This is a genomic window from Acinetobacter sp. 24-47-66 (assembly GCF_056779755.1).
This window is the reverse complement of the sequence record NZ_JBWYIL010000003.1, coordinates 63,897-78,334: the sequence shown is the minus strand read 5'-3', so window position 1 is coordinate 78,334 and position 14,438 is coordinate 63,897. Positions and strand designations below refer to the sequence as shown.

Annotated in this window: 10 protein-coding genes; 5 read left to right on the top strand and 5 right to left on the bottom strand. The window is 40.5% G+C overall.

Going from position 1 to position 14,438, the window contains the following annotated elements; genetic code table 11:
• Positions 1-52: 52 nt before the first annotated feature.
• The 3 genes from AC1M84_RS04255 to msuE all read right to left on the bottom strand — a co-directional run bounded on the left by AC1M84_RS04255 (position 53) and on the right by msuE (position 3,386).
• Complete coding sequence (locus AC1M84_RS04255; protein ID WP_481594552.1) at positions 53-1,201, bottom strand: MFS transporter; 1,149 nt, start codon at positions 1,199-1,201, stop codon at positions 53-55.
• Between the two features lie 308 nt (positions 1,202-1,509).
• Positions 1,510-2,619 (bottom strand): dimethylsulfone monooxygenase SfnG, encoded by a 1,110-nt coding sequence (sfnG, locus tag AC1M84_RS04250; RefSeq protein WP_481594496.1) that lies wholly within the window; start codon positions 2,617-2,619, stop codon positions 1,510-1,512.
• A gap of 29 nt (positions 2,620-2,648) precedes the next feature.
• On the bottom strand, positions 2,649-3,386 hold the full coding sequence (msuE, locus tag AC1M84_RS04245; protein ID WP_481594495.1) for an FMN reductase: 738 nt from the start codon (positions 3,384-3,386) through the stop codon (positions 2,649-2,651).
• 376 nt (positions 3,387-3,762) lie between these two features.
• Here msuE and AC1M84_RS04240 point away from each other — a divergent pair, with 376 nt between their 5' ends.
• A complete protein-coding gene (locus AC1M84_RS04240) occupies positions 3,763-4,413 on the top strand; it encodes a response regulator (protein WP_035265788.1) in 651 nt (216 codons plus the stop codon).
• Between the two features lie 61 nt (positions 4,414-4,474).
• On the opposite strand, the gene AC1M84_RS04235 is transcribed toward AC1M84_RS04240, so the two are convergent.
• Together AC1M84_RS04235 and AC1M84_RS04230 are read right to left on the bottom strand one after the other, a co-directional pair.
• Positions 4,475-5,242: a hypothetical protein gene (locus AC1M84_RS04235; RefSeq protein WP_481594494.1), complete on the bottom strand. Its 768-nt coding sequence runs from the start codon at positions 5,240-5,242 to the stop codon at positions 4,475-4,477.
• A 424-nt stretch (positions 5,243-5,666) separates the two neighbouring features.
• Complete coding sequence (locus tag AC1M84_RS04230; RefSeq protein WP_481592835.1) at positions 5,667-9,158, bottom strand: hybrid sensor histidine kinase/response regulator; 3,492 nt, start codon at positions 9,156-9,158, stop codon at positions 5,667-5,669.
• Between the two features lie 183 nt (positions 9,159-9,341).
• Here AC1M84_RS04230 and AC1M84_RS04225 point away from each other — a divergent pair, with 183 nt between their 5' ends.
• The 4 genes from AC1M84_RS04225 (at position 9,342) to betT (ending at position 14,404) form a co-directional block, all read left to right on the top strand.
• Positions 9,342-9,674, top strand: coding sequence for a DUF485 domain-containing protein (locus tag AC1M84_RS04225; RefSeq protein ID WP_035265779.1), 333 nt, complete (start codon positions 9,342-9,344; stop codon positions 9,672-9,674).
• 1 nt (position 9,675) lies between these two features.
• Positions 9,676-11,382 carry a cation acetate symporter gene (locus AC1M84_RS04220; protein WP_180028478.1) on the top strand — a complete coding sequence of 569 codons (1,707 nt, stop codon included), beginning with the start codon at positions 9,676-9,678 and terminating at the stop codon, positions 11,380-11,382.
• Between the two features lie 136 nt (positions 11,383-11,518).
• A complete protein-coding gene (locus tag AC1M84_RS04215) occupies positions 11,519-12,208 on the top strand; it encodes an ion channel (protein ID WP_481594493.1) in 690 nt (229 codons plus the stop codon).
• 225 nt (positions 12,209-12,433) lie between these two features.
• Positions 12,434-14,404 carry a choline BCCT transporter BetT gene (gene betT / locus AC1M84_RS04210; RefSeq protein WP_481594492.1) on the top strand — a complete coding sequence of 657 codons (1,971 nt, stop codon included), beginning with the start codon at positions 12,434-12,436 and terminating at the stop codon, positions 14,402-14,404.
• The last annotated feature ends 34 nt before the right edge of the window (positions 14,405-14,438 follow it).

The following is a 14,438-nucleotide window of genomic DNA, read 5'->3' as shown; positions in this document are numbered from 1 at the left end:
TTAATTGCTTTTAATCCTACCTGAGATCGTAGCGATGATCATCTTACGCAGATCAATTGGTTCTAGGTAAAAAGAAGGTCAATAAGCCCAGTAGTGGTAAGTATGAGCTAAAGTGAAAGACCCAACGAATACCTTGATGATCTGCCACATAGCCCAAAGCTGCTGCCGCGATACCGCTGATCCCAAACATCAAACCAAACATCAAACCAGAGACCATGCCGACACGACCTGGCATCGCTTCTTGTGCATATACAACCATTGCTGAAAATGCGGAAGACATAATCAATCCAGCAAGAATCGCAAAGATACACGTCCACATCAAATTCACATGTGGCATGAGTAATGCAAAGGGTGCCATGCCAATGAAGGAAATCCAAATGACAGCTTTACGACCTATTTTGTCACCGATAGGGCCGCCAGCAAAAGTACCGATTGCGACTGCGGCTAAAAAAGCAAATAAATAAAGCTGAGCTTGTTGAATACTGACCTGAAACTTTTCGATCAAATAGAAGGTATAGTAATTTCCAATACTTGCAATGTACGTGAATTTTGCAAACATTAACGCACAGATAATCACAATTCCCTGTACAAGTTTAGAACCTTTCAACGGTGTTGATTGCTTGGCTTTTACTGCTGAAGCAGCTTGAACACCATATTGAATGGTCCATCGACTGATTCTGTAAAGCAGATAAATAGCGAAAATGGCAAATATCATGAGCCAAGCAACTGAGGCTTGACCGTTCGGTACAATGATTGCTGCGGCCAACAGTGGCCCAACGGCAGAGCCGCTATTACCACCCACTTGAAAAGCGGATTGAGCAGTTCCGAAGCGACCACCTGATGCTGTTCTCGCTACTCGTGAGGCTTCTGGGTGAAAGGCGGATGAGCCCACACCAATGAGTGCTGCTGAAATCAGTAAGACTGGAAAAGTCCATGCAAATGCCAGCAGAACGATACCTAGCAGTGTAACACACATACCCAAAGGGAGGAGGTAGGGCTTAGGATGCTTATCAGTGTAGAGTCCAACCCAAGGTTGTAGAATTGATGCAGTCATTTGATAGACCAAAGAAATAATCCCAATTTGGGTAAAACTCAAGTCAAAATTGAGTTTCAGCATGGGATAAATGGCAGGTAAGCAAGACTGGATCAGATCATGTAATCCATGCGCTAATGCAATAGCGAAAATAATATGAACCGCCATTTTATTCGCTGAAGTACCAGAGGAATTGTTTGAATGTTCTATTGATTGAATTGAACCCATAAGGCTGTGCTGTCTTCATTTTTGAGGTGATTATAACCGTGTAACAGCGGAACAATGTACGATTTATTCAATTTTCGATGTACTGTTGCTGATCAGATTATATGAATTATCCAATAAAAAGCCCCCAAGCCGAGCCTTGGGGGGTAAGTTGCTACTGCATGACGCTATTATTATAGTTATCAGGGTCAAAACAAGACTGAACAAAGCGCTGATTTCATTCAGATCGTTGTTAATTAATCGAAGACCAATTAAGCTGATTTAGCGGTGATGTGTTGTTGCTGTTCAGCTTCGAGTTTTCGAACTAAAGGCAGTACTTTTTCACCAAAATATTCAACTTCTTCTATAAAATGTAAGAAGCCAGATAAGATCAGATCCACACCAACTGATTTTAATTCAACGATACGTTCAGCAATTTGTTGCGGTGTACCGATGAGATTTGTTCTGAACCCGTCGTTGTATTGGACAAGATCTTCAAATGTTGATTTTGCCCAGTTACCTTCACCTTCTTGAGTTGCGGCACCTGCTTCACGAGTTGCATCACCAAAAGCATTGACTGCTTCTACATTTGCATTGTCAATGATTTCTTGAAGTACAGCTTTTGCTTCCTCTTCAGTATCACGAGCAATGATAAAGGCATTCACCCCAATTTTGACTTGATGGTGATTCAGCTTGGCTTTTTCACGGATGTCATCAATCTGCTTTTTAATTTCAGCAGGCGTGTTTCCATTGGTGAAATACCAATCAGAAACACGAGATGCCATATCACGTGCGGCACGCGAGCTACCCCCTTGGAAAATTTCAATATGTGGGCTTTGAACAGGTTTTGGCTTCAAGGTGTAGTCTTTAAATTGATAATATTTTCCATCAAAACTAAAGTTATCCTGCGTCCAAATGCCTTTTAAGCTACGAATAAACTCCTCTGAACGTGCATATCGTTGATCGTGTTCAGGCCATTCTTCACCGATGGCATCAAATTCACCACGGAACCATCCGCTCACAACATTAATAGCGATACGACCATTGGTTAAATGATCAATTGTCGCGAGCTGTTTAGCCGCCAGCGCGGGTTTCCAAGGGCCTGGTAAAATTGCTGCGATTACACGTAACTTTTCAGTTTTTGCCAATAAGCCATGACTAAAGCTTACAGATTCATGCTGATTCTCCGCACCGTATCCTGCCGTGAATCGAATCTGTGTCAAAGCATATTCAAATCCACTTTTTTCAGCAGCTTGCGCGAGTCGAACATTGTAGTCGTAGCACCAGTCTGTTCGTTGTTCAACATTACTGACGACAAGACCACCACTGACATTTGGAACCCAATAGGCAAATTTAATCGCTTGTTTTCCTGCATTAGACATGGCTTATACCCTCATTGATTCAATTATATTTATGCCACTTCAATTTTTGGGGCAGCATTATTCTTGTGATGCAAGCGTGACTCTGCTGCATCTAAACTTGGTACTGCTGCTGAAGGTAATACTTCTTCTTGTTCAATTTGTTTGTTAATGCCCAAGTTTTGATTGGCTTGTTGGGTTTTATCTTTCACAACCTCAGCACGTTTACCTTTGGCTGGTGCCCACTCTAAAATTGGTAAAGCACGAGCAATGGCTAAGGTAATGCGCGCACGTAATAGTTCACTGTGAATGGTGTATTCAGGCGTAAAATCACGATCAGTTGCATAAACGCCAATTGGCAAAGTCTGTGCTTGGAAGAAGCTAAATAAAGGACGCAATTGATGCTCAAGTACTAAGGCATGGCGATCACTGCCCCCTGATGCAGCTAGTAATACAGGCACATCTACCAGCGCAGTTTGTTCTACAAAGTCAAAGAAATGTTTAAATAAACCTGTGAAAGATGCGCGATATACGGGCGTTCCCACAATCAATGCATCCGCGGCTTCAACAGCAGCAAGATCATCTTGAACACGTTGCGGCAGCTGATTGCGATAAATGGCACCACCTAATAAATGACCGATTTCGCTAAATTTAATAAAATGCACATGAATTGGTGTTGCTTCACCTAACTCATCCAAAATCGCTTGAACAAGCGCTTCAGTTTTTGAAGGATTATTTAGACCGCCAGAGACAGCAACGATATTTAAGGGTTTTTGTTGAGCAGTAGACATAGTACAAACCTAAAAATTTAAAATTAATCTCGGATGCACTATTTATGTGGATTAATGCTTATTCTGTAAAATAAGCAAAATAATAATAAATATCATTTTTGCGTATATAGCGGGAATTTAATCTTCTTGAGATATAAATTAGTGATAAATAACTGAATAAACTTATATTTATGATTATGAATAAGCTATTTCAGTATTTGAATAAATTTTATATTTAAAAGTGATGTGCTTATCTAATTTTCAAAATTACATAAAAAAATCGCGTTTGTAAGATTTAGCCCGACATTTTCTGCAAAAATTCGTTAATATTTATATATCCTTAACAGCTATAGCACAGTTAGTATATTGATTGTGTTTGAGATCTCTCGCCTCGCTTATGAATATTTTAATCGTTGATGATCATCCACTGTTTCGTCATGCTTTAATTCAAGCAGTTCGTTACAGCTTACCGCAAGCCCAAATCCATGAAACAGCTGCTGTTAATGAATTTTATGAACGTTTAGAAAAAGGTCCTGAACCAGATTTAGTACTTTTAGATTTGAATCTTCCAGGTGCATCAGGCTTCTCAGCGTTGGTGCATGTGCGTGCACAGTATCCATCGTTACCAATTATTGTCGTATCGGCGCATGAAGAAGTTTCAATTATTCAACGCTCGATTGCACATGGTGCAATGGGCTATATTCCAAAATCAGCGCATCCAAGTCACATTGGTGAAGCGATTCGTCAGGTATTAGAAGGGGATATGTGGTTACCGCCAAATCTGCCTGCGAATTTAAACTTTGATCCACGTGCTGCAGATGAAACAGCTTTAGCAGAACGTATTCAATCTCTAACACCACAACAATTCCGAGTGTTAATGATGGTTGCGGAAGGTTTGTTGAATAAACAGATCGCATACGAACTTGATGTTTCTGAAGCAACGATTAAAGCGCATGTGACCGCGATTTTCCGTAAATTAGGCGTTCAAAATCGTACTCAGGCTGTATTAGCGATTAATGCATTAAACATCGAAGAAAAACGCGTTTAATTGATTCTTAGATTTGAAAAAGAGACCTAATCAAAGGTCTTTTTTTCGATGTGTATCTACTTTAGGCTAAACAGTCCTGTTTAGGTGTCAACTCATTACAATATAGAGGATTGAGTGCACATTGAAGTTCATCAATTTGATCTTGTGTTACATAGCCCTTGCGTTTTAAATATTCTGCAACGCGATCATCTCTAAGACTTAAAAAAGCGGCATCATAAACTTTCAGATCAACAAAGAGTGCAGCCGTTTCAAGTCCATTAAAACGATCTAAAAACACCTCATTGCCATACATGAGAAAAATATGATCGAAATCTGCATATGCATCGATGCCTAATTGTTCTGCGAGTGCAAGCGGCGGTGTTTTGATAAAGAGTAAATCTGAAATTTCATCAAACTGCGTGGTATCAAGCATATTTTCACCAGTTTTCACTTTACCAAGCCAAGCTTTAAAGACCAAAACGGCACCACCACGCAACAACATACTCCACACTTGATGACGCGTATGTTCATCTAAATCTCGGCATTCTGATGCTAAACGTTGAATAAGTTGATTTTCTTGTTGTGCCAATTTATCAAATAAACCTAAGCCTTGAGGGTGATAAGCTGCTGGTGTAAATACATCAAATTTTAATTGTTCAAAAACCTGTAAAGCCAAAGGTACTGCAGTTTGGTAAATCTGTTCCAAGGCACGTACATGTACATTTTTTAAGGATGTAGATGGAAAAATTTCTTGCCACTTGATTTCAGGCAAAATTGCATTGGCACCATATTGGCGATGAAATTCGTGATTACGATCTAAACCATGTGGCATAGCTTCTGAAATGTTCATTGCAAGACTCCATTTGATACTTTTATTCTCGAGAAAATTTGAGGCACTTTGATTGCTTTAATCGAAAGAAGATGTGCTGATGGCTAGATTTAGAATTATGTTGATTGCAATAAGAATAAGACTAAAGTATTAATTTTTATTTGATGAGTAAATTTGTCATCTAAAAACATGATGTTAGTAAACTTGTAACTATTTGTTTTAAATACTTTTTCAACTTTTGATGTGTTTTGCCATAGAAAATCAGACTTTGATTTTTTTGGTCAATCGCCAACGCTCTCTTTAGCTTTATTTTGTTCTCTTTTGCCACCTGTGAAGCTGAGGACTGCCAATCATTGTAAAGTACAGTGTCAATATGTATAAAAATCACCCAGCTCTTCTTGGAAAAACTGGGTGATGAATGTATCAAAATATAACTATTCAAATCTTATTTTGAAATTTTTAAACCTGATAACCATGAACGTAGTGAGGCAGGTTTGAGAGGTTTTTTCAGTAGGACAATATTCAGCTCTTTGAGTCGTTGAGGAAGCTCAGGATCTGAATCAGCTGTAATCAATGCCACAGGTACATTTTCTTGACGATAGTCTACAATAAAATCTAATCCTATTTTATTTGAATTCAGGTGTTGATCGACCAACCAAACTTGAATGTTCTCTTGTTGAATAATCTCAAGCGCTTGTTCAGGTTCTGTGGCTTTAAACACTTGATAACCCCATTTAGTAAGCAAAGTTGCCATGCCTTCTAAAATAGTTTCATCATTGTCTAAACATAAAATTTTATACGCTGCAGATTTTAATGGTGTGGCTTGAACTGGTGCGGTCACAACCTTTGGTGCATCGATGAGTGGGACTTCAATCATAAAACATGAACCCTTACCCAACTCGGAATACACATGCACAGGATAACCCAACATACTGGTCATTCTCTGAACGATGGCGAGTCCAAGACCTAAACCTTGTTCACCCCATGGCGAGGTATGTCCGCAACGTTCAAACTCTTGGAAGAGTTTAATACGTTGTTGTTCAGCAATCCCTGGACCAGTATCCCAAACACCAATACGAATATGATTCGCTCTTTCTGCTGAACGTAACACCCCAACAATTACACGACCTTTTGCTGTGTATCTTAGGGCATTACTGACAAAGTTTTGAATAATACGGCGAATCCATTGAGGATCTGTATCAATCCAGAACTTCACGTCATGCACTCGGAAGGAGATCGCTCGTTGTGCTGCAATTGATTTAAATTGTAGTTCTAAGTCACTCAATAGGTCATGTAATGGATAGGCTTGTCGTTTAGGTTGTATTGTTCCACCTTCTAAACGTGCAATGTCTAATAATGCAGAAAGCATACTCTCTGCACCATGTAAGGCACGGTCGAGTTGCTGTAGCGTTTTAGCATCTTCTTCATTTTGAATGCTTTGTTCTAATGCCGTACTGAATAACCGTGCAGCGTGCATAGGTTGAAGTAAATCATGACTTGCTGCAGCAATGAATCGACTTTTTGACATATTGGCTTTGTCAGCTTGTTCACGTGCCAATTGTTGTTCTGCCAAGGCATTGGCAAGTTGTTGAGTACGATCTTGAACGCGTCCTTCAAGTAGTGCTTCAGTTTCTCGGAATGCCGTGATATCAGCAAATGTCGTCACGAAGCCACCGCCTTCGATTGGATTTCCTCGCATTTGGATAACACGACCATCTTTTCGAATACGTTCGAACTCATGAGCGCTACCTACTTTCATCCAATGAATACGTTTACGTACGTGCTCTTCAACGGAACCAGGTCCACATTCACCGCGCTCTGCGTTGTATCGGATCAAGTCTGCAATTGGGCAGCCCACATATACCAAATCTTTTGGATAATCGAATAAAACGAGATATTGATTATTCCATGCGACTAAACACATGTTTTCATCGACAACACTTACCCCTTGGGTCATGTGGTCGATCATGGTCATAATTAGATTTTGGTTAAAGCGTTGCCATTGTGATGCTTGATCTAGAATATTAGCGACCTGTCCAAGTGCTAATCCATTGTTAACCATGGCTGTAGTGAGTAGGGTACGTGCCGATGCAGCTCCAATTGTGCCAGCAAGATATTGTTCAGTGAAACGCCACCACATCCCATTGGCACTGCTGTTTTCGTTTAATATCACATTATTGGATAAGCAGAATTGATTAAACGCATGCATGGTCGGACCTTCACCCGTAATCCGTTTGGCAAGCGTGATCAGGTCACCCACTTTTAATCGTGCGACATCATGATGTAAATAATTAACTTCATTTGAGGTTTGTTGCGTTTGTAGGGGTTTTGTTTCGTAATAGAAGAAACTTTCTGCCTGTATTTGCTCAGCAATACTTGGACGATAAATTCGTGAGATCCAGATGTAGAGCACGATATTTAAGCCAAGTGACCAAATTACACCATGTGTTAATGGCGCAAATGATTCAAAACCAAGTAATGCTTCAGGCTTTAATAAGTCAAATCCCAGAGGGCCAAACATCAGAAACGAATAAGTAAATTGATAATATTCATCTGGTAAACTTCTTAAAATTGTTGGTAAGAGCAGTGTGTAACTCCACATCACAAAACCAACGATGAGACCTGCATAGACCCCTTGTTTACTTCCACCACGCCAGTACAACCCCCCAATAAGTGCAGGTGCAAACTGTGCAACAGCACTAAATGCCAAAAGACCAAATACTGACAGCTGATCAATGTCATTAAAGAAATGGAAGAATAAGAATCCAAGTAGCATGACCGCCAAAATACATACGCGACGTGTGAATTTCAGCATTCGAGGTAAACGCTTGTCATGACGAGAAATCCAACCCAAACGCCATAGCGCAGGCATAATCAAGTCGTTACTGAGCATGATTGAGAGTGCGACTGAAGAGACTAAAAGCATACCAGTTGAAGCCGAAAATCCTCCAAGGAATGCTAAGAGCGTCAGCCATTCTTGGTTATAGCTCAAAGGCAGTGACAGCACGGCAACATCAGGGACTGCCATGTATTCTGGTGCAGCATGAAGTGCCCAACTTGCAATCGGAATAATCGCGACAACGGTTAAAATGATGTAAGCGGCAAACCATCTGCGCGCACCACGAATATGTTTTTCATCACGTAATTCAACTACAGCAACATGAAACTGGCGTGGCAAACATATAATCGCTAATGCTGCTAAAAGTGTTTGAATCCAAAAGGTATCTGGCACGCCCATCAGTTGAATTTCATGGAAGGTTTTGGATACGTCTGCGGAAACTTGAATGAGGTTTTCGGGGCGTTCAAATAAAAAGAAAAAAGCGACACAGAGGAGTGCAAATAATTTAACAAAGGATTCAAAAGCGACTGCCAGCATTAAACCGCCATGCTGTTCGGTGTTGGCAATCTGACGTGTACCAAACATCATAGCCAAAATTGCGAGAACCCCTGTAAGTGCAAGAACACCATTGGTGGTCAGATTCATCACTTCTGAATCTTGTTGCAACATCACGGATGCACTGAGTGCAATGGCTCTCAGTTGTAAGGCAAGATAAGGAATGATGGCGATCACGGCTAAAATGGTGACGAGTGAGGCGAGAGGTCCGCTTTTGCCATAACGTGCTGCCACAAAGTCAGCAATTGAGGAAATAGCATGGTGCTGACGTACTCGACCTAAGCGACGCCAAATATCATAACCAAACCAGACAAACAGAAGTGGGCCTAAGTAGATTGGAAGGAAAATGATCCCTTCACGAACAGCAGCACCCGTTGCGCCGTAGAATGTCCAAGACGAACAGTACACGCCTAAGGTCAAACTAAACAATAACATGCGTCCACGTGGGCTGAGCCGACTGGCATGTTTTTCACCAAAAAAGGCGCAAATAAAAAGGATGAGGATGTAGAGGGCGAGTACCCCAATAATCAACCAACTGTTCATAGGACTTACACTTGAGAATCTCGTGTAATGATAACGCATCCATGAACTGTCACGTTCAAATTGATCAAAATTTAGCGACCAAAGTCTAAATTACAACCAATGCAAAATCTTGCTAATTTAAAAATCGGAATAATTTAAATAAAAAAAATGACCTACGGTTGGGTCTCATATGGAGTCTTGTTTATGGATGAGAGACAAGTAGAGCAAATTCTACAGAATCCCAAATTCAAAGAAATGGTCAAAAAGAAAAGCACACTGAGCTGGACATTGACAGGCATTATGCTGTTTGTCTACGTTGGTTTTATGCTTTTAGTTGGCTATAACAAAGAATTTTTATTGTCATCGCTTTCAGGTGGTGTAACCACTTGGGGTATCCCTCTAGGATTAGGCATCATCGTGCTGTCTTTCTTGTTATGTGGTGTGTATTCGTACATTGCCAACAATAAGCTCGATCAATTAAACGAAGAAGCTATGCGCGAAGTTGAAGCCATCACTCACGAGAAGGGACTACACTAAGATGAAATGGAATTCTTTACTCACATTTGCAGGGACTGCAATGTTATCTGGATTGGCATTCGCAGGTCCTGATTTAGGTGCAGCAGAACAACAAGCAACAAATTGGCCTGCGATTATCATGTTCTTGATTTTCGTCGGTGCAACGCTGGGGATTACCAAATGGGCAGCTAAACAAACCACAAACACCAAAGATTTCTATACCGCAGGCGGTGGAATTTCTGGTTTCCAAAATGGTTTAGCCATTGCTGGTGACTATATGTCCGCAGCATCGTTCCTTGGTATTTCTGCGATGGTTTTCCTGTCAGGTTTCGATGGCTTACTCTATTCACTTGGTTTCATGGTAGGTTGGCCTATCGTACTTTTCTTGATAGCAGAGCGTTTGCGTAACTTGGGTAAATACAATTTATCTGACGTTGTATCATTCCGTTTACAAGAAAAACCTGTACGCACACTGGCAGCGTTAAGCTCTCTTGTTGTTGTTGCATTCTACTTGATTGCCCAAATGGTCGGCGCTGGTCAGTTGATCAAGCTTCTGTTTGGCTTGAACTATAACATTGCTGTCGTCATCGTCGGTCTGCTTATGATGGCATACGTTATGTTTGGCGGTATGTTAGCGACAACATGGGTGCAAATCATTAAGGCAGTGATGTTGTTGTCAGGTGCTACCTTCATGGCATTTATGGTGATGAAAGGCGTTGGCTTTAGCTTCACCAATATGTTCGAGCAATCGATTCAAGTCTTCTCTAAAGTACATGATTTAACCTTAGATGATGCAACCAAAATCATGGGACCAGGTAGTCTGGCATCAAACCCAATTGATGCGATTTCTCTTGGTTTAGCATTGATGTTTGGTACAGCTGGTTTACCACATATCCTCATGCGTTTCTTCACAGTAAAAGATGCGAAAGAAGCACGTAAATCAGTTGTTGTTGCAACAGGCTTTATCGGTTACTTCTATCTTTTAACTTTCATCATTGGTTTCGGTGCGATTCTCTATGTATCGAACAACCCACAATTCCTTGATATTGCGAAAATGGCAGTAACTGGCAAGCTAGAGCTTGTTGGTGGTAATAATATGGCTGCGGTTCACTTGTCTGATGCTTTAGGCGGTGACTTGTTCATGGGCTTCATTTCAGCGGTTGCATTTGCCACGATTCTCGCAGTTGTTGCAGGTTTAACGTTGTCAGGTGCTTCAGCAATTTCACATGACTTATATGCGAACGTATTGAAAAAAGGACAAACTACACCTGAATCTGAACTTCGTATGTCTAAAATCGCGACTTTAGGTCTTGCGATCTTTGCGATGATCTTGGGTATCTTGTTCGAGAAACAAAACGTTGCCTTCATGGTAGGTTTAGCATTCTCTGTTGCTGCATGTGCAAACTTCCCAGTGCTTGTACTTTCAATGTTCTGGAAAGGTTTAACAACGCGTGGTGCGGTTGCTGGTGGTGTTGTTGGATTAGTTTTAGCGGTTGTACTCATCGTACTTTCTAAAGCAGTTTGGGTAGATACGCTTGGTATTTCTGATACACCAATTAATCCATATAACGGTCCTGCATTATTTGCGATGCCTTTAGCATTCTTCTTCTGCTGGTTATTCTCTGTGACAGACAATTCTGCACAAGCGCAAGCTGAACGTAAAGCATTTGATGCACAGTTTGTACGCTCACAAACAGGTATTGGTATTTCTGGTGCATCAGACCACTAAGCCATACTGATGATGATAAAAAGCCCCTTTAAGGGGCTTTTTTCTTTACCAAATTTCTATTTTAAATGACATACAATTCATCAACTGTCCGCTATGCTTTCATTCAAACAAAACAATAAAAATAGTTGGAGTTGAGATGAGGTTAATATGCCGCGCGATACGTGATCTGGTACGTTTACCATCCGCTTGTCTACTGATTTTACAGCTGCTGATTTTATTCCTCGCAGTGGTATCAAGTCATGATTTGGCTTATCGCTCCATGACTTGGATTCTCGGTGCTTTAGTCCTTCTTATTATTGCTAAAGTCATCAAAATGACCCCAATTTTTAGTGCTGTAGGTTTATTTGGGGTACTAGGGGCTCTCATTTTTTCTTTCTTGATTCTGATTGGATACCATCAAGCCTATATTCAAATTACAGCGCATGTATTTGAAGTTATCGCGTATACGACAGCGGCTTATGGTTTGGTTCGATATATGTTCGAAGACCGCTATTTGACCAAAGATGAATTATTTGCGGCAGCGGCTGTTTTTACTTTAATTGCATGGAGCTTCGCATTTTTATATAGCATCTGCCAGCTATATGACCCACTGAGTTTTAGCATAACGCCTGAACAATCTGTTCAACATAGTTGGTTAGATTTGTTGTTTCTCAGTTTTAGTATTCAGTCGGCAACAGGTCTTTCAGATATTATGCCCTTGAGTCCGCTGGCGAGACTGATTGCCATGATTCAAATGTTTAGTGGAGTCATGTATCTGGCTTTGATTGTTTCGCGCTTAATTGCACTGCAATACATTGCTCATTTGCCAAAGCATCAGGATGATTAAAACAGAACGTTACATCTTGCTAACGGCATTCATCTGCAAAATCATGAATAATAAGTAATTAGATCAACAAACAGTCTCCGATGCTCTATATTGAGTCGATTTTCTATTCTGTTTTTGATGAAACTAACTCGGCTTTGTATGAGGTTGAGGATAAATGATCTCAATTCATATAGCGTTTTATCCAGTTTGAAGCGTTTCACCGAAAAATAAATATATAGGGGAATTATGTCTTCTCAGCATCCTTCATGGTATTCAAATGTAAATCCACGTGTTTTTATCAGCACGGTACTCATCATTTTTGTATTTTTGGCCACTGTGGTGTTATCTCCTAATGGTTTTGAATTAGTTACTCAGCAACTGAACCAATGGATTACGGATTCTTTTAGTTGGTTCTATGTTTTAGCAGTTGCCATATTTCTGATCGTGCTGGCTTATATCGCAATTTCTGACTACGGCAAAATCAGGCTCGGTCCAGATCATAGCCAACCGAGTTACAGTAATGGCTCTTGGTTTGCAATGCTCTTTACCGCAGGTATGGGGATTGGCTTGATGTTTTTTGGGGTAGCAGAACCTGTAATGCATTATGTCTCTCCGCCAGTCGGTGATGGAGAAACGGTTATGGCAGCGCAGCAAGCGATGCGAGTGACTTTCTTCCACTGGGGACTTCATGCATGGGGGATCTATGCATTGATTGGATTGTCTTTGGCCTATTTTGCTTATCGACATCAATTGCCTTTAAAAGTGCGTTCTGCGCTGTATCCGATCATTGGAAAAAAAATTCATGGTCCAATGGGGGATGCCGTAGACACATTTGCCACGATTGGAACAGTATTTGGTGTGGCGACAACGTTGGGTTTTGGTGTAACGCAAATTAACTCAGGCTTGAATTATTTATTTGATGTTCCTCAATCAGCAAGTACACAAGTGATACTGATTATTATCGTCAGTGCATTGGCATCATTATCCGTTTTTCTAGGTTTAGAAAAAGGAATTAAACGGTTGTCTGAGCTGAATTTAGTATTGGCATTAAGCTTATTACTCTTTGTATTCTTCACGAGTTCTACCATTTATCTTTTGCAAACCACAATTCAGAACATGGGTCAGTATGTTTCTAATCTCTTTACCATGACATTTAATTTATATGCTTATCAACCCAATGGTTGGATTGGTGGTTGGACGATTATGTATTGGGCATGGTGGATCTCATGGTCACCATTTGTCGGGATGTTTATCGCACGTGTGTCTCACGGAAGAACTATTCGAGAGTTTATCGTTGGAGTTATTTTGATTCCTACTGGATTTACACTCATTTGGATGGGCTTTATGGGGAATGCTGCGCTCTTCAGTATTATGCAAGAAGGCAATGAAGCACTGATGCTAGCAGTACAGAAGGATTCTTCCGTTGCATTATTCGAATTTTTAAATAGCTTACCACTCGCTTCAATGATGAGTGTGGTAGCAACATCGCTGGTTATTTTATTCTTTGTCACTTCAGCGGATTCAGGTGCATTAGTTACAGACTATTTGACGGCTAAAGGTGAAGGTTCACCGACATGGCAACGACTCTTTTGGACTGTGCTTATGGCGGTATTGGCAATTGTATTATTATTGGTCGGTGGGCTCGGTGCTTTACAATCTGCAACCATCATGAGTGCATTGCCATTCTCCGTCATTATGCTCTTTATTTGTTGGGGATTACTCAAAGCCTTAAAAGTAGATTTAATTAAAATGAATGCTTTGCAAGAAGCGAGAATTACACCTCGAGCAATTCATCAACCACGGAGTTGGCAAAAACGCTTAGGATTGATTATGCACTATCCTCATTCTAAGGAAGAGGTTGATGTATTTATTGAATCTCAAGTATATCAAGCATTAGAGCAAGTGCAGAAAGAGTTCAAGAGAAGACAGTTTAAGGTTAGTGTAAATCGATTGGGTGAAGGAATAGAGTTGAGGGTAGATCATCATGACGAGTTGAATTTCGTATATCAAGTGATGTCACAAAGAACAACGCCACCGAGCTTTATGCCAGATACAATGGTGAATGAGCAGGATTATTATCAGGCGGAAGTGTTTTTAAGAGAGGGTGGACAGGCCTATGATGTAATGGACTGGACACAAGAAGACTTAATTCAAGATGTCATTGATCAATACGAAAGACATTTACATTTCTTAAGTGTAATTCGTAGCCCTGAGTAAATAGTGAATGATTAAAAAAGGACGCATTATGCGT

What these genes read in the sequence shown, in the direction of transcription:
- AC1M84_RS04230 (WP_481592835.1), bottom strand. Translation starts at nt 9,158, where the DNA reads ATGAACAGTTGGTTGATTATTGGGGTACTCGCCCTCTACATCCTCATC.
- AC1M84_RS04235 (WP_481594494.1), bottom strand. Translation starts at nt 5,242, where the DNA reads ATGAACATTTCAGAAGCTATGCCACATGGTTTAGATCGTAATCACGAA.
- AC1M84_RS04220 (WP_180028478.1), top strand. Translation starts at nt 9,676, where the DNA reads ATGAAATGGAATTCTTTACTCACATTTGCAGGGACTGCAATGTTATCT.
- AC1M84_RS04225 (WP_035265779.1), top strand. Translation starts at nt 9,342, where the DNA reads ATGGATGAGAGACAAGTAGAGCAAATTCTACAGAATCCCAAATTCAAA.
- AC1M84_RS04240 (WP_035265788.1), top strand. Translation starts at nt 3,763, where the DNA reads ATGAATATTTTAATCGTTGATGATCATCCACTGTTTCGTCATGCTTTA.
- AC1M84_RS04255 (WP_481594552.1), bottom strand. Translation starts at nt 1,201, where the DNA reads ATGGCGGTTCATATTATTTTCGCTATTGCATTAGCGCATGGATTACAT.
- sfnG (WP_481594496.1), bottom strand. Translation starts at nt 2,619, where the DNA reads ATGTCTAATGCAGGAAAACAAGCGATTAAATTTGCCTATTGGGTTCCA.
- msuE (WP_481594495.1), bottom strand. Translation starts at nt 3,386, where the DNA reads ATGTCTACTGCTCAACAAAAACCCTTAAATATCGTTGCTGTCTCTGGC.
- betT (WP_481594492.1), top strand. Translation starts at nt 12,434, where the DNA reads ATGTCTTCTCAGCATCCTTCATGGTATTCAAATGTAAATCCACGTGTT.
- AC1M84_RS04215 (WP_481594493.1), top strand. Translation starts at nt 11,519, where the DNA reads ATGAGGTTAATATGCCGCGCGATACGTGATCTGGTACGTTTACCATCC.